We start from the raw sequence: 22,321 nt of genomic DNA, 5'->3' as shown, positions 1-22,321 counted from the left end.
CTCAGCAGCCCTACGGCTACACCCCGCGCGTCAGGCCGGCGCGGCGGTGCAGGACGTGGGCGACGTCGTCGGCGAGGCGCGGGCAGTCGGCGACGTCGAGCGTGGAGACGGTGATCCGGACCCCGGGCGGGGTGTCCAGGCGGAAGCGCGCGCCCGGGGCCACGGCCCAGCCGCGCTGCTGCAAACCGGCGACGGCCGCCGTCTCGTCCGGGACCGGGACCCAGACGCACAGCCCGCTGCGTCCGTGCGCGGTGACGCCGCGCTCCGCCAACGCGGCGAGCAGTGCGTCGCGGCGCAGACGGTAGGACGCGATGCCGGCTTCCGGGTCGTATGCCTGCCAGAGCGCGGCGACGGTGCGCTGGAGCAGGTGGCTGACCCAGCCCGCGCCGAGCCGCTGCCGCCCGCGGATCCGGGCCACGGTGTCCGGGTCGCCGGTGAGCACGGCGACGCGCAGATCCGGCCCGAGGGACTTGGCCGCCGAGCGGACCACGGCCCAGTGCCGCACCGTCGGCACCCCGCCACCGGCCGCGCCACGGCTGTCCGGCCCCGGCCCGTCGACTCCCCGCCCGTCGACCGCCAGCGTGCGGTAGTCGCCGTCGACGATGCCGTGGCCGTGATCGTCCTCGACCAGCAGCACCTCGGGGTGCTCTGCCAGCAGCGGACGCAGCTCGTCGGCGCGCTCGGCGCTGAGCGCGGCGCCGGTCGGGTTCTGGGCGCGCGCGGTGAGCACGACGGCGCGGACGCCCGCGTCGAGCGCCGCGCGCAAGCCCGCGACGGTCGGCCCGTCGTCGTCGACGGGCATCGGGACCGGACGCAGACCGAGCGCGGGGAGCAGGTCGAAGAGGCTCCCCCAGCCCGGGTCCTCGACGGCGACCGCGTCGCCGGGACGCAGCCACGCCTGGAAGAGCCGCTCCTGGGCGTCCAGCGAGCCGGAGAAGACGCCGAGGGCTTCCGTCGGGAGCCCGTCGGCGGCGAACGAACGGCGGGCCAGCTCCAGCAGCAGCGGGTCGAACTCCGGCCCGCCGTACCGTCCGGCGGCGGGGTCCGTACCGTGACCGGCGGCGGCCAGCGCCGCAGCGGGATCGGGCAGCAGTCGCGCGTCGGGGTTGCCGTCGGCGAGGTCGCGGACACCGGCCGGGACCTCCAGCGTCGCGTAGTCGCGCGGGGCCAGCACGGGACGCGGCAGGACGCGGCTGCCGCGCCGTCCGGCCGTCTCGATCACGCCCCGGTCGCGCAGCAGGCGGTAGGCGGCGGCGACCGTGTTGGGATTGACCCCGAGGTCACCCGCGAGATCCCGCAGTGGCGGCAGCGCGGCGCCCGGCTCCAGCGCGCCCGAGGACACCAGCGACTCGATCTCGGCGGCGATCTCGGTGGCACGCCGCCCGACGATCCGATAATCTCCTAGCACAAAGAAAACTATGCACTAGTTCAATACTCTCCGCAACCCGACACACGCCAGCGCACGACCTCTGGGGGCCACCGCCATGCTCATCCATCCCTGGGACCTCGCCGACGAGAAGACCTGGCGTCCCTGGCTCGCCGCGCGCGACTTCGGCACGTTGGCGGCCAACGGGCCCGACGGCGAGCCGCCGATCCTGGTCCCGACGCACTTCCTCTTCGCCGAGGGGGCCGCGACGGACGGCGGCGACGAGGTCGTGCTCCACCTGGCCCGCCCCAACCCCTTCTGGGCCGCGGTCGAGGCGGACCCCCGGGTCACGCTCGCCGTCACCGACGACTACGCGTTCATCCCCGGCACCTGGCGTGCCGCGGCGGACGTCGCGCCCGAGCACGGCGTCCCGACCAGCTACTACGCCTCGGTCCACCTGCTCTGCACGGCGACCGTCGTCGACGATCCCGCCGAGAAGGCCGCGCTGATGGACCGTCAGTACGCGCGCTTCCAGCCGGACAGCGCGCACGAGCCGATCGTCCCCGGCCAGGCCCCGTTCGGGAAGATGCTCTCGGCGATCCGGTTCCTGCGCCTGCGCGTCGACGAGGTGCGGGCCAAGGCGAAGTACGACGACCACAAGGACGACGCCCTCGCCGCCCGCGTCCGCACCGGCCTGACCGAGCGCGCCCGCCCGCTCGACGCCGTCGTCGCGGACCGGCTGCGACGCGGGTAGCGCTGCCGGGGCGCGCAGAAACGTTGCGCCATCCGGATGATCCCGGCGCCGGACGGCCCGCGTACCGGCCGCGCCTGCTCGGTGCCGTGCACGCCGGTTCCTAGGCTGCCCCGACGGACCGTCACAACCGAGCAGCTCCGGGAGCCACTCTGTCCAGCACGCGATCATCCGCCGCCTCCGCCGAAGGCCACCTCGGGCACGTCGTCTTCATCGCCGCCGCGGCGGCGATGGGCGGCTTCCTGTTCGGCTACGACAGCGCCGTCATCAACGGCGCGGTCACCGGCATCCAACACCACTTCCGCGTCGGCAGCGGCGAGACCTCGCTGGTGGTCTCCGTCGCGCTGCTCGGCTCGGCCGTGGGCGCGGTCAGCGCGGGCTGGCTGGCGGACCACCTCGGCCGGATCAAGGTCATGCAACTGGCCGCCGTGCTCTTCGCGGCCAGCGGCGTCGGGACCATGTTCCCGCCCGACATCGTGGCGCTGGGCGCCTGGCGCGTGGTCGGCGGCATGGCGATCGGCATCGCCTCGGTGGTCGCCCCGGCCTACATCGCGGAGGTCGCGCCCCCGGCGGTCCGCGGACGGCTGGCCTCGTTCCAGCAGGCGGCGATCGTCCTGGGCATCTTCATCTCCCAGCTGGTCAACTACGCGCTCAACCAGGCGGCGGGCGGCAACCCGAACGACCATCTGGCGGGCATCCAGGCATGGCAGTGGATGCTGGGCGCGGAGACCATCCCGGCGCTGATCTACGGCCTGCTGTCGCTGGCCATCCCGGAGTCGCCGCGCTACCTGATCTCCAACAACAACCTCGACCGCGCCCGCAGCGTCCTGGCCGAAGTCGAGGCACCCGGCACCGACGTCGACGCCCGGATCGCCGAGATCCAGCACGTCATGGCGACCGAGCACAAACCCCGGATGAAGGACCTGCTGGGCGGACGCTTCGGGTTGCAGGCCATCGTCTGGATCGGCATCGGCGCGTCGGTGTTCCAGCAGTTCGTCGGCATCAACGTGATCTTCTACTACTCGTCGCTGCTGTGGCAGTCGGTGGGCATCAACGCCAGCAACTCCCTGCTGATCAGCGTCTCGACGTCGCTGGTCAACATCGTCGGCACGGTCATCGCCATCGTCCTGGTCGACCGCGTCGGGCGGCGTCCGCTGGCCCTGGCCGGCTCGGCCGGCATGGCGGTCACCCTGGGCATGGCGGCGTGGGCCTTCTCCTACCGCGTCGGCACCGGCACCAACGCCCATCTCGCCAACACCCAGGCCACGGTGGCTCTGGTCGCGGCGCACCTCTACGTGCTCTGCTTCGCCTTCTCCTGGGGTGTGGTGGTCTGGGTCCTGCTCGGCGAGATGTTCCCCAACAAGATCCGCGCGCTGGCGCTCTCGGTCGCCGCCTCGGCCCAGTGGATCGCCAACTGGGCCATCACCGTGAGCTTCCCGACCATGGCGGACTGGAACCTCTCGGCGACGTACGTCATCTACGCCTGCTTCGCGGTGCTGTCGATCCCGTTCGTCTACTTCTTCATCCGGGAGACCAAGGGCAAGTCGCTGGAGGAGATGGGCTGACCTGCCCTGACCTGCCCGGTTTTGTGAGCTGACGGTTCGCCGGGAAACTGTTCCGGTGACCAGGACGATGTACGACAGTGTCGACGTGGCGTCACTTCCGGCCGGGGCACCGCTGTATGCGGGCTACCTGGACGGCAGCTACGCCAACGTGCCCCAGCTGCGGGCCGCCTTCCCGCACGCCGTGATCGTGGAGATCGTGGTCTCCTCGCAGAACGACGGCGGCCACGTCCTGGACGTGGAGCAGTACGACGCCGCCCCGCAGGAGGCGCCCGGCTGGGTACAGCGCCGCCGGGCGGCGGGCGTGGATCCGTCCGTGTACTGCAACTCGTCCACCTGGCCCTCGGTGCGCTCCGCGTTCCAGGCCCAGGGCGTGGCCGAGCCGCACTACTGGATCGCCCAGTACGACGGCGACCCGGCGATCCCGGCCGGGGCGGTGGCCAAGCAGTACAACGACCTCGGCGGATACGACATCTCATCCGTGGCCGACTACTGGCCCGGTATCGACCCTCAGGAGCCCGACGTGCCCCTCACCGAAGCCGACGCGCAGCTGGTCGCCAGGACCCTGCTGGCGACCACCATCCCGAACCAGTTCCGCAAGGACGCCCAGGGTCACCCGGCGAACACGCCCGTCAACGCGTTCTTCACCTTCGGGGACCACCACTACGACGAGCTGACCAGTCAGTTGACGGGCCTGGCGGGCCAGGTGTCGGAGCTGACCAAGCAGGTCGCGGCGCTGTCGGCGGCGGTGGCCAAGCTGTCGACCCCGGCGCAGACAGCGCCCACCGCGTGAGCCGACCCCACCTGGAACGACCTGTCACGACCTGACACGCACCGGGAGCGCGCGCGGACGGCATCGGCCGGGCGCGCTCCGGTAGCGGGCGGCCGGGCCACACCGCAGCCTGGATCCATGAACAACCTCACCGGTCGTGGACGTGTGACGGTCCGGGCGGAAGCCGCCCTGAAGAGCCGTGGCGTCGCCGAGGAACGCGAGTACGTCACGGGCCAGATCCGGTTCGACGGGCCGTGGGTCCACGTCGAGTCGACCGAGAACGCGGGCGAGATGCGGTCCTTCCCCGCGCACAGCGTCCTCGAGGTCCGCTGGTCGCCGAACTAGGCCCGAGCCCGCCGAGCTAGGCCTGGTCAGGCCACTCGTCGCGGGCCCACTCGTTCCCGGCCTGGTCGCCGGCGGCCCGGTCCTTCATGGCCCGGTCCTTCATGGCCCGCGCCTCCGCCGCCGCCTGGAGGGCCTGGAAGTAGGCCTGTACGCGCGGGGCCGCCTCCGTCGCGGCCTGCTGCTCCTCGGGCGTCGCCCGGGGCAGGTTGTAGCACTCCCAGGAGCAGCGCCCGTACGGGGTCCACGGCGTCACCTGGCCGCACCCCTCGCAGAGCATGACGTCGACTCCCGGCGGGCCGTTCATGCCACTCATCTCGACCTCCTCGCGCTCCCTGCTCAGGCTCCTGCCGCCGAGTTGAACCGGTCCAGCGCGAACAGGAGCAGCATCCCGACGTCCACCAGCGCGATGCCGACGGCCATCAGCCCGGCGGCGACGGCGAGCCGGTCGCGCAGGCGTTCCGGCAGGGCGGACACGGCCGGGAGCAGCTCCGAGCCGCCCGCCAGATGGACCGCGAAGAGCGGCAGCAGCAGCCCGACGGCCCCGACCAGGACGTGCGGCAGCAGGCCGACCCCGTGCGCGCGGGAGACGTGCAGCCCGGCGACCGCCGTCGCGATCGCCGCGAGGAGCAGCACGCCGACCAGCACACCCACGGCGATCCGCCGCTCCGCGTCCGCGCCGTCGGCGGGCAGCAGCGCGGGGCCGCGCCCGGGGAGACGCAGTGGGAGGCGTATCGGGAGGCGTGGGGCCTTCGGCGCGGTCGCTTCCTGCGTGGCCATGCTGGCTTCCCCTTCCGACTGCGGTCGCCCTCCGTGCGCCCATGATCACTCCGCGCCGGTCCCCCCGCACCTCGGGCTGCGCCGTTCGGCGGCCCCGTCCGACGGCCCTGTGCCGCTCGCCGCTCCCCGTGCCCTCCACCCGCACCGCTGCGGCACTCCACCCGGCCCTCCACCCACGGGTGGTGGCCGCCCGTCGGTACCGCAGCGGACGCTGTGCGCATGGACGGAACAAGCAGCTTGCACACGGTCTCCCAGGACGTCGTCTGGGTCTGCGTCTACGTGTTCCTCGCCGCGTGGATCATCGGCGCGGTCTACTTCGGCACCCGGAGCAACGGCGGCTTCCGCGGCTGGATGCGCAACGCGCGCGGGACGCTCCCGGCACGGGTCGGGCTGATCGCCGGCGTCGCCGTGGTCCAGCTGGCCACCCGGGGCGACCACGGCGGGACATGGCGCCATCTCCAGTACTGGACACCGGCGTTGGCGATCGTCGGGATGGTGCTCGCCGTCGCCTCGACGGCGCTGCTGCTCTGGGCCCGTTGGGTGCTCGGCACCATGTGGGCCAGCGTGCCGCTGCTCCAGGAGCGGCACGAGCTGCGCACGGGCGGGCCCTACGGGCTGGTCCGGCATCCGATCTACACGGGCCTGCTGGGACTGGTCCTCGGGGCGACGCTCGCGGGCGGGTTCGGCGCCTGGGTGGTGGCGCTGGTGGTCGCGGTGCCGTGGCTGCTGCACCGGGTCACGGTCGAGGACGGGCTGATGGCCGGTCAGTTCGGGGACCGGTACGCGGAGTACCGTCGTCAGGTGCCGGCGCTCGTGCCGCGCCCGCGTCGTCGTTGACGGTCCCCGACTCCAGTTCGGTGGCGGCCGCGGCCAGCAGCAGGTCCAGCGCCGCCGGGTAGGCGCTGGCGTTCATCCGCCGCGCCAGCAGGCCCGCCGTCGCGGCGATGTGCGGGTGGGTCTGCTCGGGCAGGCGGGCGTAGGTGGCCTGCCAGACCGCCTCGTCGGCGCGGCGCGCCGCCTCTGGCAGGGCCAGGGACGCGGCGTCGAGCGCGGCGAAGGCCAGGCTCTGGTCGATGAACACGTGGTAGATCCGCACCGCCGCCGGATCGGCGAACCCCGCGCCGCGCAGCAGGCCGAGGACGGCCTCGTCGGCCGCGATCTCGTGTTCGCGCCCGCTGACCCGGCTGGCGGCCAGCACCGCGGCCTGCGGGTGGGCCAGGTAGGCGGCGTGGACGCGGAGGCCGAGGGCGCGCAGGTCGGTGCGCCAGTCGCCGGTCGGGTCCCAGCCGGTCATCGCCCGGTGCATCAGCTCGTCGGCGATGGCCCGGGTGAGCTCGTCCATGCCGCGGAAGTACCGGTAGACCGTGCTGGCGTCGGCGCCGAGGGCCAGGCCGAGCCGGCGCGCGGTCAGCCCCTGCGCGCCGTGCTCGCGCAGCATCCGCAGCGCGGTTTCCACGATCAGCTCGTGGGTGAGGACGGTGCCCTGCTTGGTCGGTCGGCGGCGCCGTCGTGCCTCGTCAGGGACCACTGGTTTCGCCATGCGGGCCACCCTACGCCCTTATGCCAACACGGTTGACGTTCAACGGCGACCGGCGTTGGATCGAGACACGGCCGCTCAACCGTGATCAATCACTGCAAACCACCCTGAACCTGTACGTAGGAGTCCCCATGCGTGTCCTGCTGGTCGGCGCCGGCGGAGTCGGCTCGGCGATCACCAAGATCGCCGCGCGTCGCCCCTTCCTGTCCCACATGGTGGTCGCCGACTACGACCTCGGCCGCGCCCAGGCGGCCGTGGCCGCGCTCGGCACGGACCAGGCGGACCGCTTCAGCGCGGCCCGGCTGGACGCCACCGACCGGCCCTCGGTCGAGGCGCTGCTGCGCGCCGAGCGCTGCGACGTGCTGCTCAACGCCACCGACCCGCGCTTCGTGCTGCCGCTCTTCGAGGCGGCGCTGGCGTCCGGCGTGCACTACCTGGACATGGCGATGTCGCTGTCCCACCCGCACCCGGAGCGTCCGCACGAGCTGTGCGGGGTCAAGCTGGGCGACGACCAGTTCGCCCGCGCCGAGGCGTACGAGAAGGCGGGTCTGCTGGCTCTCGTCGGCATCGGCGTCGAGCCGGGTCTGTCGGACGTCTTCGCCCGCTACGCGGCGGACGAGCTCTTCGACGAGATCGAGGAGGTCGGCATCCGCGACGGGGCCAACCTGACCGTCGAGGGCTACGACTTCGCGCCGTCGTTCAGCATCTGGACCACGATCGAGGAGTGCCTCAACCCGCCCGTCGTCTACGAGGCGGACCGCGGCTGGTTCACCACGGCGCCCTTCAGCGAGCCGGAGGTCTTCGACTTCCCCGAGGGCATCGGCCCGGTCGAGTGCGTCAACGTCGAGCACGAGGAGGTGCTGCTGGTCCCGCGCTGGGTCGACGCCAAGCGGGTCACCTTCAAGTACGGCCTGGGCGACGACTTCATCGGCAAGCTCAAGACCCTGCACGCGCTCGGCCTGGACAGCACCGAGCCGCTGACCGTGCCGTCCGCGCTGGGCCCGGTCCAGGTCTCGCCGCGCGACGTGGTCGCCGCCGCGCTGCCGGACCCGGCGACGCTGGGCGAGCGGATGCACGGCAAGACCTGCGCGGGCACCTGGGTCAAGGGCGTCAAGGGCGGGAAGCCGCGCGAGGTCTACCTGTACCACGTGGTCGACAACCAGTGGTCGATGCGCGAGTACGGCTCCCAGGCCGTGGTCTGGCAGACGGCGATCAACCCGGTCGTCGCGCTGGAGTTGATGGCCACCGGTGCGTGGAAGGGCCGGGGCGTGCTCGGCCCGGAGGCCTTCCCGCCCAAGCCCTTCCTGGAGCTGCTGAACGTCTACGGCTCGCCGTGGGGTCTGCGCGAGCAGTAGGTCGGTGCGCGGCTCGTCACCTCGGCGGCGGCAGCGTCAACTCGGCAGCGTCCACTGCTGGTTGGCGTTGCCGGAGCAGTCCCAGATCTGGGCCTGGGCGCCGGGGGTGGTGGACCAGTTGGTGTCGTCCAGGCACCTGCCGGACTGCGGGTTCAGCAACGAGCCGTTCGACTGCGGGACCCAGACCTGGGCGCCGGTGCCGTTGCAGTCGTAGAGGTCGACAGTCGTGCCGTTGGCGGTACCACCGCTGTTGACGTCCAGGCACTTGCCCAACACCTGAAGGGTGCTGCCCGAGCCCACCGTCCACTGCTGCGCGGCGCTCCCGTTGCACGTGTAGACCTGCACCGGGTTGAAGTTCGCCGTCGACGCCGACCGGTCGTCCAGGCACAGCCCGCTGTAGCCGGTGATCTGTCCGGTCGGTCCGCCACCGCCGCCGGAGCTGCTGCCGGTGAGGGCGTTGAAGGTGGAGGCGAACTGGTAGGGGTTCTGGCTGGTGCCGCTGCAGGTGTCGGAGAGGGTGCCGTCGCTGGCGCACGCCTGGTCCCGGCCGAGGGACCAGTAGGAGAGCTCCTGGATCCCGTTGCTCTGCGCGAAGCTCTCGAGCGTGGACGCGTCGCCGGTGGAGAACACCTCGTTGGTGGAGTCGTTGACGCCGATCATCGGCGTGTTGCCCTCCATGGCCCACAGTTGTGCCGACGTCTTGCCGGGCCAGATCTGCCCGAGCTGGCCGTACAGGCCCTGTGCGGCGCTGACGGCGGCCTGTCCCATCTCCTCGTTCGGCCCGTAGTCCATGGTCATGATGTTGACCAGGTTGACGTTCAGCCCATGGCTCGCCGCGTTGTTGAGCAGGCTGAGCGAGTTGGACTCCAGGCCGGTCGGGTCGACGGGCAGGGTGTAGTCGACCGAGAGCGTGCGCCCCTGGGAGGCGTAGTAGCTCTGGAGGTTGGCCAACGCCTGGTTGCGGCGGTCGTTGGCGGCGGTGTCGTCCAGGGCCGAGCCCTCGACGTCCAGGTCGATCCGGGTGAGGTTGAGCGTGTCGACGACCCGCTGGTACTGCGCCTGCAGGTCCGCCACCGTGCCGCAGGCCTGGGCGAGTTCGGTGCCCGACGCGCCACCGAAGGAGACGATCACGTCCCCGCCCGAGGCGCGCAGGGTGTTGATCGCGCCGGTCCAGCCGGCGTCGTCGATCGCGGTGGACCCGTTGAAGGTGGCGTTGCAGGTGCCGTCGCTGATGACGAACGCGAGGGTGTAGTACTTCAGGCCGGTCGCGGACTCCGCCGACGCGATCGCGCCGGGCGAGTTCCAGGTCTCGACGTAGGGCGCGGCGTACTGGGCCGGGAATCCGGGGCCCGGATTGGCTGCCGCGTGGGCCGCCGGAGCGGCGAACAGCAGGGCCGAGGCGGCGGTCAGTAACGCGGCGGCCGGTGTGCAGGCATGGCGAAGGCGCATGACGACTCCGTGGGGGTGTGGCCGGGATGTGGGGGCAGCGCGGCCGAGCGGTCGGAGTCAACTAGAGCGGCGTCAGGGCGTCAAGAGAGCCGGCGGGCGAGCGTCGCCGACAGATGATCACGCCAGGTTCAGAATATGCAGGTCCGTCATGTCTGACCTGAGCATTCAACAAATGACCTCAAGAGACCGTCCGCTGAGATCTACACAATCGGAACCACTCTCTCGACTTCGCCATCCCAAGCTGACGGCGCAGGTTATCGCCCCTGCGCAGCGGAACGAGTAAACACTCTTGACGGTGTCATGACTTCAAGAGTTCAATCACGGCACGCCCCAGTCCCATCCGCCCCCACGCGAAGGACTTCGCCCATGCGGTCGAAAAGGCTGCCCTCTCTCGTCGCCGGATTACTCGTCGCCTCCGGACTCCTGCTCGGCACCCCCAGCGCCCACGCGGCCGGGCCGACGGTGAACATCTGGCTGACCACCACCTCCGACTCCGGCGGACGGACCGTCACCCAGGGGCTGCAGCAGCAGACCCCGATCACCTTCTCGTCCGGCACCGGCAGTTCTGCCGCGACGGTCGACGTCGACGAGAACACCCGCTACCAGCAGTTCACCGGTGCCGGGGCCTCGTTCACCGACACCGCCGCCTGGCTGATGAACAGCAGCGGCGCACTCAGCACCGCCACCCGCGACGCGGTGATGACCAACCTCTTCGACCCCGTCAACGGCATCGGCCTGGACTTCCTGCGCAACCCCATGGGCGCCTCGGACCTGGCCCGCTACAACTACACCTACGACGACATGCCGAGCGGCCAGACCGACCCGACGCTGGCGAACTTCTCCATCGCGCACGACCTGGCGGACGTGCTGCCCCTCACCAAGCAGGCCGAGCAGCTCAATCCGGACCTGAAGGTGATGGCCACGCCGTGGACCGCGCCGCCCTGGATGAAGGACAGCGGCGCCTACAGCCAGGGCTGGCTCCAGTCCCAGTACTACGCCGCCTACGCGCAGTACTTCGTCAAGTACATCCAGGCCTACCAGGCCCAGGGCGTGCACGTCGACTACGTCTCCCCGCAGAACGAGCCCACCTGCTGCAGCGGCTACCCCTCGATGCAGTGGAACGCCAGCGGGCTCGACTACTTCACCGGCACCGACCTGCTCCCCGCCTTCCACGCCGCCGGGCTGAGCACCAAGGTCCTTGCGCTGGACTGGAACTGGGACGACTACGACAGCTACGCCGCGCAGACCGTCAACGACGCCGCCGTGCGCAACGACCCGCTCTTCGGCGGGATCGCCTGGCACGGCTACAGCGGCGACCCCACCGAGCAGACCACCGTCCACAACCAGTACCCGAACGTGGACGCCTTCGACACCGAGCACTCCGGCGGCACCTGGATCGCGAACCAGCAGCAGGAGGACATGGAGAACATCGTCGACTACACCCGCAACTGGGGTAAGTCGGTGGTGAAGTGGTCGCTGGCGGTGGACCAGAACATGGGCCCGCACAACGGCGGCTGCGGCACCTGCACCGGACTGATCACCGTCCACAACGGGGACGCGCGCAGCGGGCAGGTGGACTACAACATCGAGTACTACGACCTCGGCCAGCTGACCAAGTTCGTCAAGCCGGGCGCCTACCGGATCGACTCGACCGCCAGCACCGCCGTGCCGAACGTGGCCTGGCTCAACCCCGACGGTTCCAAGGCGGTGGTCGCGTACAACGCCACCGGCGGTTCCGAGCCGTTCACGGTCAACTGGGGCGGCCAGCACTTCACCTACACCCTGCCCGCGCAGACCAGCGCGACCTTCACCTGGTCCGGCTCCGCCCCCGCCGCGCCGACCGGGCAGATCACGGGCTACGGCGGCAAGTGCGTCGACATCGCCGGCGCCAACAGCGCCAACGGCACCGCCGTCCAGCTCTACGACTGCAACGGCACCAGCGCCCAGCAGTGGACGGTGGCGGCCGACGGATCGCTCCAGGCACTCGGCAAGTGCATGGACGTCACCTCCGGCGGCACGGCCAACGGCACCCAGATCCAGCTCTACGACTGCAACGGATCTGGCTCACAGCAGTGGCAGCCGCAGGCGAACGGCTCGCTGCTGAACCCGCAGTCCGGCCGCTGCCTGGACGCCACCGGCCCGAGCTCCGCCAACGGCACCCGGCTCCAGATCTGGGACTGCACCGGGGCCGCCAACCAGCAGTGGACGCTGCCCTCGTAGCCGCCCGGCTGCCTGAACCGTAACCGCCGGGCGGCCCTGCCGTCCGCGCCCCGGCCGCACTCAGTCGGGGTCGCGGACGGCGGGCCGATCGGCGGTGCGCATGTGCTCCTCCAGGCGCGTGCCCTCCAGATCCGGGTCGGGCACGTAGCGTTCGAACCAGCGCGGGTGGTACCAGATGCGGGCGCCGACGATCGCCATCACCGCGGGAACCACGGTGAGCCGGACCACGAAGGCGTCCAGGAAGACGCCGACGGCGAAGCTGAAGCCGATCGCCTTGATCGTCGGATCGTTGGTGAACATGAAGGCCACGAAGATCGAGAACATGATCAGCGCGGCCGCGGTGACCACCCGCGCTGCCCGCGCGGTGCCGCGTTCGACCGCGCCGCGCGCGTCGCCGGTGGCCGTGAAGTCCTCCTTGATCCGCGAGACGACGAAGACCTCGTAGTCGCTGGAGAGACCGAAGATGATGGCCAGCATGATCAGCGGCAGGAAGCTGATGGTCTCCGACGGCGTGATGCCGAAGATGTGCCGGCCCCAGCCCCACTGGAACATCGCCACCTGCGCGCCGAACGCCGCGGCGACCGACAGCAGGAAGCCGATGATCGACTTGATCGGCACCAGGATCGTCCGGAACGCCAGCGTCAGCAGCACGAACGCCAGCCCGACCACGACCGCGAGGAACACCGGCAGGGCGTCGGCGAGCTTCTGCGAGACGTCGATGTTGGACGCCGTCGTCCCGCCGACCAGCACCGGCGCGCCGACGACCGCCTCGATCGCGGCGCGGTGGTCGCGCAGGCCGTGCACCAGGTCCGCCGTCGCGGTGTCGTTGGGACCGCTCTTCGGCACCACCCGGACGATCGCCACCTGCGGGGTCACCGCCAGCGGCGCCGCCGCGGCGACGTCCTGCTGGGTCGAGAGCGCCGTCGCCAGCCGCTGGGCGTTCGCGGGCGGCACGCCGTGCTCGGTCACCACCAGCAGCGGACCGTTGAAGCCCGGCCCGAAGTGGGTGCTGATCAGGTCGTAGGCGCGGCGCGAGGTGTCGGACGTCGGTTTCGAGGCCCCGCTCGGCAGCCCGAGCTCCATCGAGAGCGCCGGAATCGCCAGGACCAGCAGCAGCGCGACGCCGCCGAACGCCACGAACGGCCGGTACCGCACGACGAACCGCGACCACCGGGCGCCCCTGGTCCGCGGCGACTCCGCGGCGGACGTCTTGGCCACCCGCTCGTGGTGCCCGGGCCGCAGCCGGGTGCGCAGGAAGTGGGTGATCTTGACTCCCGCGAAGCCCAGCAGCGCGGGCAGCAGCGTCAGCGCGATCAACAGCGCGACCGCCACCGCGGCAGCGGCCGACAGGCCCATCACCGTCAGGAACGGGATGCCGACCACGGACATCCCGGCCAGCGCGATGATCACCGTCAGCGCGGCGAAGACGACCGAGCCGCCCGCGGTGCCGACGGCCAGGCCGACGGACTCCTCCAGCTCCATGCCCTGGAGCAGCTGGTTGCGGTGCCGGAAGAGGATGAACAGACCGTAGTCGATACCGCACGAGAGCCCGAGCATGATCGCGACCGTGGTCGAGGCGGAGGCGATGTTGATCACGGAAGCAAGCGCGGTGATGCCCATCAGCGAGACGACCACACCCAGAACCGCCGTCAGGATCGGCATTCCGGCGGCGACCAGTGCCCCGAAGGTGATCAGCAGGATGACGAAGGCGATGATCAGCCCGATGAGCTCGGGAAGTTCCGAGGGGACGATCCGCCAGCCCGGATAGACGCTGCCGGAGTACTCCACCTGCACGCCCGCCTGCCGGGCCGGGGCGACCGAGACGTTCAGGTCGTCCAGGGACGCGTCCTTGACCTCCCCGGGCTGCCCCGTCCACTGCACGGAGACCAACGCGGCCTGCCCGTCGGGCGAGATGCCGTGGGCGGTGTAGGGGTCGGATACCGTCGCCACCTGCGGCACGGTCCTGATCCGGGCCAGTGACGCGTCAATCCCCGCCCTCGGCCCCGGGTCGGTGACGTGTCTGCCGGCGGGCACCGCGAACACCACCTGCGTCTGGCCGCCCGCCAGCGCCGGGAGCGTTCGCTTGAGCAGATCCGTGGTCCGCTGCGACTCCGTCCCGGGGATGGTGAACGTGTCGTTCGTCTTCCCGCCGCTGGCGGTGGCGAGGACCACGGCGAGGACCGCGACGGCCAGCCAGACCCCGAGCACGATCCGACGGTGCCGATAGGCCCAACGTCCGAGCTGGAACAGATAGGTGGACACCCTGAGCCCTCCGCGGGAAGCGGCACGGCACGCCGCGGGCAACCGCACCGGACGGCCGTGCTGTAGTCCCTGGCAGTCTGCCGTCGGCTGCGACCCGCCCGCGATCTGGGCACGGCCATTCGTGAGACCACGACCCGGCCCCCGCGATCGGGCACGAACGAATCAGGCGCGACCGGTCACTCCCCCGGCCACTCCCCGGGGTGGTCCATCCACACGACGAGTTCCGCGGCGTACGGGTCCTCGCCGGGATAGTCCTCCCCCATGCGCTCCTCGAACTCGCGGCGCGTCATTGGGACGTGGTGCGCGCCACGGAAGGAGACCAACCGGAACTGGTGGTCGTCCCCGAAGAGGCCGACCTGCACCGGAGGCTCGGTTTCGCTCATGGCCCCAGCGTGCGACGCGGTCGGGCGCGCCGCTACCCGAGTGGCGGCATCAGAGGCACGGGAGGAACGTGGTGCGTATCGCACACCGGGAGGAGAACTCCGACATGAGCGTTCTCGACAAGGTCAAGGGCATGCTGCACGGCCACGAGAGTCAGGCCGGCAAGGGCGTGGACAAGGCCGGCGACATGATCGACCAGAAGACCGGCGGCAAGTACCAGAGCCAGGTCGACACGGCCCAGAACCAGGCCAAGAAGCAGATGGGCGTCGACGGCCAGGCGCAGGAGCCTCCCGTCGACGGCGGCCAGTCGGCCTGAACCCCGGAACAGCCCGCGTGCCGGAGTCCGGCGCGCGGGCTGCGCCTGTCTTAAGGTCGGGCGCCGTCAGCAGCCGCCGTCACCAGGCGGTGCGCTCCGCGGCCGCCTGGGCGCGGCAGCGCTGGACCACGGCGGCGGGGTCGATCGCGGCGCCCCGAAGGATCTCGGCGGCGCGCGAGTCCGGGAGTGCGGCCAGCTCGGCGAGCAGGTCGAGCACCGTGCCGGAGGCGCGGCGCACGGCGCCGTCCAGTGCTTCGGCGGCGGGCGCGCTCCAGGCGAGTCCGGCCGAGCGCTCGGAGTCGCGGTCGGCCGCGCCCTCGCCCAGGCGCCAGAGCCGGCCGAAGCCGATGCTGCGCTGGACCAGGTATCCCATCAGCCGGGTCGCCTGGACCGGCATCGGCGCGGCCACGCCGAGCACCGAGTCGTCCGACTCCAGCAGTGCGTGCAGCAGGTGGCCGGTGTCCACCTCGGGGTCCCCGGCGCGCAGCGCACGTCGGCGCGCCCGCGCAGCGACCGACGCGAGCGGGCCGACAGGCTGCGGCTGCTCACGCTGCGCGGCGGAAGGCGCACTCCGCCGAGGGTCTACTGGCACAGGGATCCACCCACGGTCGAACAGAGAGAGCCGGACACGAACGGGAAAAGCCGGACGGGGTCGGAGCCGGACAGGAACAGGGCCGAGCAGGGACGGGCCGGACGGGCGCACGGTCGCGGGCGCGCGGACCGGTGGGCCGTGCGGCGGCAGAGGTGCGAGCACGCCGGTCGGTCCTGCGGTACCCCGGAAGTCTGCTGCGCAGGGTGACCATTCGTCAACCCACAGATACGATCTTCCCATGGTCGCGCGCAGGTCACGGCGCGCGTTCGGGTCCGTGTTCGCCTCACGAGCTGCGGCGATGCGCCCGGGGTGAGAGTGGTGCGCCACCGGCGCGTGAACACAGACCCCGGCGCGTGCACCCGACGGACGCCCCCATCGGGCTGCAACCACTGGGGTTCACCAACCGTCGAACAGTGAGCACGGCCCGTCCCGTCCTGCCCGTACCCTGTCCCGCGTCCGCCCGCCCCCTGGAGCCGCAGTCCTGATCGCCGACCACGCGGAGCGCCGCCCTCCCGCGAGCGCTACGTCAACTCCCAAGCCGCTGCTGTACCTTGACATCGACGGCGTGCTCAATCCGGTCTGTCCGCACCCGGACAGCGGGTACCGCCGCCATCTGCTGTTCCGCAGCGAGGTCGAGGTGCTGCTGAGCCCGGCGCACGGGGTGTGGCTACGGGAGTTGGCCGAGGTCTACGAGCTGGCCTGGGCGAGCACCTGGGAGGCGTGGGCCAACCGCTGCATCGCGCCGCTGCTCGGCCTGCCCGAACTGCCGTGGGTGGCCTGCGGATCGAGCGCGGGGGCGCCGGACGGGGACTTCGTGCCGATCGTGCAGCACGCGGCGGGACGGCCGTTCGCCTGGGTGGACGACCTGATCCCGCCGCGCCTGCTGCGGCGCTACGCGCACCGCTCGGATGTGCTGTTGCTACCGGTCGAGCCCGGTCAGGGGCTACGTCGCGGACATGTGGACCGACTGCTCTCCCGTCCGCCGACGGCGGTCTGACGGAGCGACAGGTTGCCACAGCTGGTCAGCCTCGCCCCTCCGGGGCGGTGCCGCCGTCCGACGGCGCGGGGGTGGGCTCGTTGTCGGCGTCCGCGAGGATCAGGTAGAGCCGCTTGCGGGCGTCGGCCAGCACGGCGAGCGCCTTGGCGCGCTGCTCGGGGGTGCCGGTGAGGGCGACCTGTCGCAGCGCGTCCTTGAGCCCGCCGCCGGCGCGGGCGAACTCGCGGACGATCTCCCAGTGCTCGCCGCGGCCGGCCTCCTCCCAGGGCGCCTCGGGGCCCTGGTCGGCCTCCTGGCGACCGGTCTCGGTGAGGCGGAACAGCTTCTTGCCGCCCTCCTCGTCGGTGGAGATCAGGCCTTCCTCGTCGAGCAGTTGCAGCGTCGGGTAGACCGAGCCGGGGCTCGGCCGCCACGACCCGCCGGACCGCTCGGCGATCTCGCGGATCATCTCGTAGCCGTACATGGGGCGCTCCTTGAGCAGCGCCAGGAGCGACGCGCGCACGTCGCCGCGGCGCGCACGCCCGCCGTGCCGTCCGCGCCCACGGCCGCCGGGGCCACCGGGACCGAAAGGCCCGAAGGGCGGCCCGAACGGACCGGGGCCGCCGAATCCGGGCGGGCCGAACTCGCCGAAGGCGGGGCGACCGGAGCGGGAACGGGGATCAAAGGGGTGTCGGGATCGCATGATCGTTCTCCTTGCATGGTTGTTGTGCGACAGTCTGGCGACTGTCTCGATGCATCAACGATATATCGGTAACTGTCGCTCGGCAAGAGCTTTCGACGGGAGCGGGTGCCGCCGACGTCTCCGGGTTCGCCCAGGGTCGCGTTCCGGGTCCGGTTCGGGTTCGGCTCCGCCGCGGTGACGACGTGGGGTGGGGCGGTCGGTTTCTAACGTCGTCGGCATGACTCACACCCGTCGCACCGCCGTAGCCGTCGCCCTCGCGCTCGTCCTGCCGCTGCCGGTCATCGGAACGGGTACGGCGTTCGCCACCGCCGGACAGACCCCCGCCGCCACCGCCCCGACCTCAACCGGCCCGGGCGTCCAGCTGGGACTCCCCCGCCCGACCGGCCCGCACGCGGTCGGCGTCGAGACGCTGCACCTGGTCGACCGGGACCGCCCGGACCCGTGGGTGCCGAGCGCGGGACCACGCCAGCTCATGGTCTCGATGTACTACCCCGCCCGGACCGGAACCGGCAGGCCCGCCCCCTACATGACCACCGAGGAGGCCCGGCTCTTCCTGGACATGGAGGGTGTCGGCAGCGCGTTCCCGGCGCAGGCGCTCGCCGACACCCGTACCTACGCGTTCACCGACGCCCGCCCGGAGCACGGCCGGTACCCGCTGGTCGTGCTCTCCCCTGGTTTCGGGCTGCCGCGCCAGACGCTCACCGGCCTCGCCGTGGACCTGGCCAGCCGCGGCTACGTCGTCGCGCTCGTCGACCACACCTACGAGGACTCCGGGACGACCTTCCCCGACGGGCAGACGCTCGGCTGCGCCACCTGCGGCGCGAACGGTCCGGCACCCGAGAAGATCGAGCAGAGCCGGGCCGAGGACGTCTCGTTCGTGCTGGACGAGCTGACCAGCCGTCACCCGGCCTGGCAGTACGCGCAGTTGATCGACCGCAAGCGGATCGGCATGGCCGGACACTCGCTCGGCGGCGCCTCCGTCATCCCGACCATGGCGGCCGACCAGCGGGTGCGGGCCGGGGCCGACCTGGACGGCAGGTTCTTCGTGCCGGTGCCGGCCGGCGGTCTCGGCGGCCGCCCGGTGCTGCTGTTCGGCAACCCGGTGAACCACGCCGTGGGCGGCGACGAGCCGAGCTGGGCGGACGACTGGCCGAACCTCGGCGGCTGGAAGCGCTGGCTGACCGTCACCGGGTCCGACCACGTCAACTTCACCGACGTGCCGGTTCTCGCCGACGAGGCGGGCATACCCGGTGTGGACGGTTCGATCCCGTCCGTGCGCGCCGAGCAGCTCACCCGCGACTACGTCGCGGCATTCTTCGACGAGCAGCTCAAGGGCATCCCGCAGCCGCTGCTGGACGGCCCCTCGCCGGCCGACCCGGAGGTCGTCTTCCAACAGCGGCCCTGACAGTCGGGGCTAGCCTGCGTTCATGAGGATCCGGATCATCGACGCCTTCACCGACGAACCCTTCGCCGGGAATCCGGCCGCGGTCTGCCTGCTGCCGCCGGGCCCCTGGCCGGACGAGCGCTGGATGCGGTGCCTGGCCGCCGAGTTGAACCTCTCCGAGACCGCCTTCGCCCGCCCGCTGGCGGGCGCCGAACGACAGGGGAGCGCCGCCGGCTGGGCGCTGCGCTGGTTCACGCCCGCCGTGGAGGTGGCCCTCTGCGGTCACGCCACGCTCGCCACCGTGCACGCGCTGGCCCAGGACGGGCTGCTGCCTTCGAGCGGACGGGTCGCGTTCGCCTCGCTGCGCAGCGGCGTGCTGCGCGCCGAGCTGGCGGCGGACGGCGCGATCACGCTCGACTTCCCCGCCAACCCGACCGCACCGGGCACCGCCCCGGAGGGGCTGGTGGAGGCCCTCGGCGGGGCCTCGTGGGTGGGCGTCCACAGCACCGGGGCCCTGGGCGACCTCCTGGTCGAGCTGGCGACCGAGACCGAGGTTCGGGAGCTGCGCCCGCACCACACCCGGCTGGAGACGCTGGAGGTGCCGCGCGGCGTGATCGTCACCGCGCCCGCCGAGGACCCGGAGGCGTCCGGCTACGCGGCGGTCTCGCGCTGGTTCGGGGTGAGCGTCGACGTGGGCGAGGACCCGGTGACGGGCAGCGCGCACACCGCGCTCGGCCCGTTCTGGGCGGAGCGGCTGGGACGCACCGAGTTCGCCGCCCGGCAGGTCTCGTCGCGCGGTGGCACGGTGCGGCTGTGCGTCGACGGCGACCGGGTGCGCATGACCGGCCGCGCGGTCACCGTCCTGGACGGGGTGCTCTCCCCCGCGGCGACAGCGAACGCTGCTGCCGGCGCCGTCGTCTGACCGAGCCTCAGGTCGGCAGCCAGCTGACGTGCCCGGCCAGGAGCACGTAGCCGACGAAGGCGACCGAGTCGATCAGCGTGTGGGCGATCGCCAGCGGCGTGACCCGGCGCCAACGGCGGTAGAGGTAACAGAAGATCACGCCCATCACCACGTTGCCGAAGAACCCGCCCACGCCCTGGTACAGGTGGTACGAACCGCGCAGCAGCGCGCTCGCCGCGACCGCCGCCGGCCAGCTCCAGCCGAGCTGGCCGAGGCGGCGCAGCATGTAGCCGACGACGATGACCTCCTCGACCACGGCGTTCTGCGCGGCGGAGAGGATCAGCACCGGGATCCGCCACCAGACGTCCGGCAACGCGCTCGGCACCACCGTCAGGTTGGCACCGGAGGCTCGAGCGCCCAGGTAGAGGAGCAGGCCGGAGCCGCCGATGCAGGCGGCGACCACCACGCCCTTGCCCAGGTCGCTCCACTTGCGGGTGAGGTCGAAGCCCAGCGCCCGGATCGAGGACCGCTCGCGGACCAGCAGGTAGGCCACCAGCACCACCGGTACGAGCGCGGTGGCGATGTCGAACAGGTGCCAACTCAGGTCCAGCCAGGGCCGTCCGGGCGTGATGGTGCCGTTCAGCGTCGCCTGCTGCGACTTGAGCGAGACCGGCGCGGTGACCGAACCCAGGAAGCTGATCACCGCGCTGACACCGCTCGCGCCCAGCGAGAGCGCGAGGACCAGGAGCAGCTCCTGCCCCAGCAGACGGCGGGTGAACGGCGCCGGCGAGGGCAGGGCGTCCAGCGTGTCGGTGTCGGTCGTGCTCACGTGTGCGGCTCCGGGCGTGCGTCCCACGGTGCGGTCGGCCCGATCATCGCACAGCGGGATTTGTGCGCCCGCTCGAAAGGCTCCGCGCCCTTGCGAGCGCCGTCCCGGGCGGGCGTCAGCGCAGCGGCCAGGTGTGGACCGGTTCACCTCCCCGGGACAGCTCCATGTAGCGGCGGGTCATCGCTGCCAGCGCCGGTCCCCGGTCCAGTCCCTGGCGTTCGAGGCCGTCGTGGAAGACCGCGCTCTGCCAGGCCGCGCCGTTGATCCCGGTGCGGCAGCGACCCTCGATGATCCCCAGGTACCGGTCGCGGTCGACCGGATCGACGCCCCAGGCGTCCAGGCCCTTGTAGGCCAGCGGCAGCAGTTCGCTGCGCACCAGCTCTCTGGCGGGCGTCCGCACCAGCCCTCCACTGCGTCGGCCGCCGCGCGGCCACCACAGCTCGGCGTCGATGCCGAGGCGGGCGCCGGTGTGGAAGTTCTCCGCCGCGAGCTCGAACGGCAGCCGGTGCCAGACCGGTCGCGACTGGTCGGCGAGCGCCCGCACCAGGCCGTAGTAGAACGCGGCGTTGGCGAGGGTGTCGACGACCGTCGGCCCGGCGGGCAGGGCGCGGTTCTCCACCCGCAGGTGCGGCACGCCGTCGGCGACGTCGTAGACGGGGCGGTTCCAGCGGTAGACGGTCCCGTTGTGCAGCCGCAGTTCGCGCAGCCGGGGTATCCCGCCCGCGGCGACGGTCTTCAGCGGCTCCTCCTCGTCGCAGATCGGCAGCAGCGACGGGAAGTAGCGCAGGTTCTCCTCGAACAGGTCGACCACCGAGTCGACCCAGCGCTCACCGAACCAGGTGATCGGCCGGACGCCCTGCGACTTCAGTTCCGCCGGACGGGTGTCGCACGCCTGCTCGAACAGAATCGGCCGCGTCTCCCGCCACAGCTCCCGACCGAAGAGGAACGGCGCGTTCGCCCCCAGCGCGAGCTGCGCGCCGGTGAGCGCCTGCGCGGCGTTCCACACCCCCGCGAAACGGCGCGGCGTCACCTGCAGATGCATCTGCATCGAGGTGGCGGCGGCCTCGGCGACGATGGAGACCGCGTCGACCCGCAGCCGCTCCACACCCTGGATGTCCAGCGTGATGTCCTCGCCTCGGGCGGCGAGGATACGGTCGTTGAGCAGCCGGAACCGGTCGCCGGCGGAGATGTTGTCGAGCACCGCGTGGTCGGTGGTCAGCGTCGGCAGGATGCCCACGGTGACGATCCGGGCCCCCTCCCTGGCCGCCCTCCGGTCGGCGTAGGCGAGGCCGACGACCAGCTCCTCCCGCAGCTCCTCCAGGACCCGGCCGCCCAGACGGTGCGGGGCGCTGTTGAGCTCGATGTTGAACTGCCCCAGCTCGGTCTGGAAGTCTCCGCTGGCGATCGACTCCAGCACCGACTCGTTCCGCATCGTCGGCAGGCCGTCCTCGTCCGCCAGGTTGATCTCGATCTCCAGGCCCATCATGGCCCGTGGTCTGTCGAAGCGGTCCTCCTCCAGCAGCAACCGAAGCGCGTCGACGCACTGCCGCAGCTTCCGACGGTAGAGTTGACGGTCCGCCAGGTCAGCGTTGCCGGCGGCCACCTTCTCCCCCATGGGCGCCATCCCCTCCCTCGGCCGGGCGCAGAGCCCGGGCGTAGAGGGAGCATGCCCCGGACGGGTGATCGACTACCCGGCAGAAGGCGCGAAAACGGCATGTGCCAATACGGCACTCGGCACGCGGAGTGCCCGATTTCTCCCTTGCGGCCCTGCACGGACAGTAGTAGAAGAGTCACGCCGTGCATCCGTTCGTATAGACTCGCGAGAACAGGTACGCACAGTCCG

General features: G+C 71.8%; 22 protein-coding genes. 11 read left to right on the top strand and 11 right to left on the bottom strand.

Going from position 1 to position 22,321, the window contains the following annotated elements:
• Nucleotides 1-16: 16 nt before the first annotated feature.
• Nucleotides 17-1,408 (bottom strand): aminotransferase class I/II-fold pyridoxal phosphate-dependent enzyme, encoded by a 1,392-nt coding sequence (locus tag I2501_RS36870; protein ID WP_196198444.1) that lies wholly within the window; start codon nucleotides 1,406-1,408, stop codon nucleotides 17-19.
• A gap of 76 nt (nucleotides 1,409-1,484) precedes the next feature.
• Here I2501_RS36870 and I2501_RS36865 point away from each other — a divergent pair, with 76 nt between their 5' ends.
• The 4 genes from I2501_RS36865 to I2501_RS36850 all read left to right on the top strand — a co-directional run bounded on the left by I2501_RS36865 (nucleotide 1,485) and on the right by I2501_RS36850 (nucleotide 4,796).
• Nucleotides 1,485-2,120, top strand: coding sequence for an FMN-binding negative transcriptional regulator (locus tag I2501_RS36865; RefSeq protein ID WP_196198443.1), 636 nt, complete (start codon nucleotides 1,485-1,487; stop codon nucleotides 2,118-2,120).
• A 149-nt stretch (nucleotides 2,121-2,269) separates the two neighbouring features.
• Complete coding sequence (locus I2501_RS36860; protein ID WP_196198499.1) at nucleotides 2,270-3,682, top strand: sugar porter family MFS transporter; 1,413 nt, start codon at nucleotides 2,270-2,272, stop codon at nucleotides 3,680-3,682.
• Between the two features lie 55 nt (nucleotides 3,683-3,737).
• Complete coding sequence (locus I2501_RS36855) at nucleotides 3,738-4,472, top strand: glycoside hydrolase family 25 domain-containing protein (protein WP_196198442.1); 735 nt, start codon at nucleotides 3,738-3,740, stop codon at nucleotides 4,470-4,472.
• A gap of 117 nt (nucleotides 4,473-4,589) precedes the next feature.
• A complete protein-coding gene (locus I2501_RS36850; RefSeq protein ID WP_196198441.1) occupies nucleotides 4,590-4,796 on the top strand; it encodes a hypothetical protein in 207 nt (68 codons plus the stop codon).
• A 16-nt stretch (nucleotides 4,797-4,812) separates the two neighbouring features.
• On the opposite strand, the gene I2501_RS36845 is transcribed toward I2501_RS36850, so the two are convergent.
• Together I2501_RS36845 and I2501_RS36840 are read right to left on the bottom strand one after the other, a co-directional pair.
• The gene (locus I2501_RS36845; protein WP_196198440.1) at nucleotides 4,813-5,109 is read right to left on the bottom strand and encodes a hypothetical protein; all 297 of its coding nucleotides are present in this window, start codon (nucleotides 5,107-5,109) and stop codon (nucleotides 4,813-4,815) included.
• 23 nt (nucleotides 5,110-5,132) lie between these two features.
• Nucleotides 5,133-5,573 (bottom strand): hypothetical protein, encoded by a 441-nt coding sequence (locus I2501_RS36840; protein ID WP_196198439.1) that lies wholly within the window; start codon nucleotides 5,571-5,573, stop codon nucleotides 5,133-5,135.
• A 219-nt stretch (nucleotides 5,574-5,792) separates the two neighbouring features.
• Here I2501_RS36840 and I2501_RS36835 point away from each other — a divergent pair, with 219 nt between their 5' ends.
• Nucleotides 5,793-6,410: a methyltransferase family protein gene (locus I2501_RS36835; protein WP_196198438.1), complete on the top strand. Its 618-nt coding sequence runs from the start codon at nucleotides 5,793-5,795 to the stop codon at nucleotides 6,408-6,410.
• On the opposite strand, the gene I2501_RS36830 is transcribed toward I2501_RS36835, so the two are convergent.
• On the bottom strand, nucleotides 6,310-7,113 hold the full coding sequence (locus I2501_RS36830; RefSeq protein WP_196198437.1) for a TetR/AcrR family transcriptional regulator: 804 nt from the start codon (nucleotides 7,111-7,113) through the stop codon (nucleotides 6,310-6,312). The genes I2501_RS36835 and I2501_RS36830 overlap by 101 nt on opposite strands.
• A gap of 128 nt (nucleotides 7,114-7,241) precedes the next feature.
• Between I2501_RS36830 and I2501_RS36825 the strand changes: the two genes are divergently transcribed.
• A complete protein-coding gene (locus tag I2501_RS36825; protein WP_196198436.1) occupies nucleotides 7,242-8,465 on the top strand; it encodes a saccharopine dehydrogenase family protein in 1,224 nt (407 codons plus the stop codon).
• Between the two features lie 36 nt (nucleotides 8,466-8,501).
• Here I2501_RS36825 and I2501_RS36820 read toward each other — a convergent pair whose 3' ends face one another.
• Nucleotides 8,502-9,914: a chitinase gene (locus I2501_RS36820; protein ID WP_196198435.1), complete on the bottom strand. Its 1,413-nt coding sequence runs from the start codon at nucleotides 9,912-9,914 to the stop codon at nucleotides 8,502-8,504.
• Between the two features lie 366 nt (nucleotides 9,915-10,280).
• On the opposite strand from I2501_RS36820, the gene I2501_RS36815 reads away from it, so the two are divergent.
• The gene (locus I2501_RS36815; RefSeq protein WP_196198434.1) at nucleotides 10,281-12,134 is read left to right on the top strand and encodes a ricin-type beta-trefoil lectin domain protein; all 1,854 of its coding nucleotides are present in this window, start codon (nucleotides 10,281-10,283) and stop codon (nucleotides 12,132-12,134) included.
• Nucleotides 12,135-12,194: 60 nt separating this feature from the next.
• Here the strand turns inward: I2501_RS36815 and I2501_RS36810 are convergent, their stop codons facing one another.
• Both I2501_RS36810 and I2501_RS36805 read right to left on the bottom strand, forming a co-directional pair.
• Nucleotides 12,195-14,396, bottom strand: a complete 2,202-nt coding sequence (locus tag I2501_RS36810; RefSeq protein ID WP_196198433.1) for an MMPL family transporter — start codon at nucleotides 14,394-14,396, stop codon at nucleotides 12,195-12,197.
• Between the two features lie 176 nt (nucleotides 14,397-14,572).
• Nucleotides 14,573-14,779: a hypothetical protein gene (locus I2501_RS36805; protein WP_196198432.1), complete on the bottom strand. Its 207-nt coding sequence runs from the start codon at nucleotides 14,777-14,779 to the stop codon at nucleotides 14,573-14,575.
• Nucleotides 14,780-14,883: 104 nt separating this feature from the next.
• Here I2501_RS36805 and I2501_RS36800 point away from each other — a divergent pair, with 104 nt between their 5' ends.
• The gene (locus I2501_RS36800; protein WP_196198431.1) at nucleotides 14,884-15,093 is read left to right on the top strand and encodes an antitoxin; all 210 of its coding nucleotides are present in this window, start codon (nucleotides 14,884-14,886) and stop codon (nucleotides 15,091-15,093) included.
• A 79-nt stretch (nucleotides 15,094-15,172) separates the two neighbouring features.
• Here the strand turns inward: I2501_RS36800 and I2501_RS36795 are convergent, their stop codons facing one another.
• Nucleotides 15,173-15,685: a Clp protease N-terminal domain-containing protein gene (locus I2501_RS36795; RefSeq protein ID WP_196198430.1), complete on the bottom strand. Its 513-nt coding sequence runs from the start codon at nucleotides 15,683-15,685 to the stop codon at nucleotides 15,173-15,175.
• A gap of 565 nt (nucleotides 15,686-16,250) precedes the next feature.
• Between I2501_RS36795 and I2501_RS36790 the strand changes: the two genes are divergently transcribed.
• The gene (locus I2501_RS36790) at nucleotides 16,251-16,682 is read left to right on the top strand and encodes a hypothetical protein (RefSeq protein ID WP_408022816.1); all 432 of its coding nucleotides are present in this window, start codon (nucleotides 16,251-16,253) and stop codon (nucleotides 16,680-16,682) included.
• Nucleotides 16,683-16,707: 25 nt separating this feature from the next.
• On the opposite strand, the gene I2501_RS36785 is transcribed toward I2501_RS36790, so the two are convergent.
• Entirely contained in the window at nucleotides 16,708-17,364 is a 657-nt protein-coding gene (locus I2501_RS36785; RefSeq protein WP_196198429.1) for a PadR family transcriptional regulator, read from the bottom strand.
• 217 nt (nucleotides 17,365-17,581) lie between these two features.
• On the opposite strand from I2501_RS36785, the gene I2501_RS36780 reads away from it, so the two are divergent.
• Complete coding sequence (locus I2501_RS36780) at nucleotides 17,582-18,769, top strand: alpha/beta hydrolase family protein (RefSeq protein ID WP_196198428.1); 1,188 nt, start codon at nucleotides 17,582-17,584, stop codon at nucleotides 18,767-18,769.
• 22 nt (nucleotides 18,770-18,791) lie between these two features.
• Nucleotides 18,792-19,670 carry a PhzF family phenazine biosynthesis protein gene (locus I2501_RS36775; protein WP_196198427.1) on the top strand — a complete coding sequence of 293 codons (879 nt, stop codon included), beginning with the start codon at nucleotides 18,792-18,794 and terminating at the stop codon, nucleotides 19,668-19,670.
• Nucleotides 19,671-19,677: 7 nt separating this feature from the next.
• Here the strand turns inward: I2501_RS36775 and I2501_RS36770 are convergent, their stop codons facing one another.
• Together I2501_RS36770 and I2501_RS36765 are read right to left on the bottom strand one after the other, a co-directional pair.
• Nucleotides 19,678-20,478, bottom strand: a complete 801-nt coding sequence (locus I2501_RS36770) for a CPBP family intramembrane glutamic endopeptidase (RefSeq protein WP_328806859.1) — start codon at nucleotides 20,476-20,478, stop codon at nucleotides 19,678-19,680.
• A gap of 115 nt (nucleotides 20,479-20,593) precedes the next feature.
• Nucleotides 20,594-22,093: a glutamate--cysteine ligase gene (locus tag I2501_RS36765; RefSeq protein WP_196198426.1), complete on the bottom strand. Its 1,500-nt coding sequence runs from the start codon at nucleotides 22,091-22,093 to the stop codon at nucleotides 20,594-20,596.
• Nucleotides 22,094-22,321 lie beyond the last annotated feature (228 nt).

The organism is Streptacidiphilus fuscans (assembly GCF_015690355.1).
Lineage (GTDB): Bacteria > Actinomycetota > Actinomycetes > Streptomycetales > Streptomycetaceae > Streptacidiphilus > Streptacidiphilus fuscans.
Note: the sequence above shows the minus strand (reverse complement) of the source record. Positions and strands in the feature narration are given on the sequence as shown.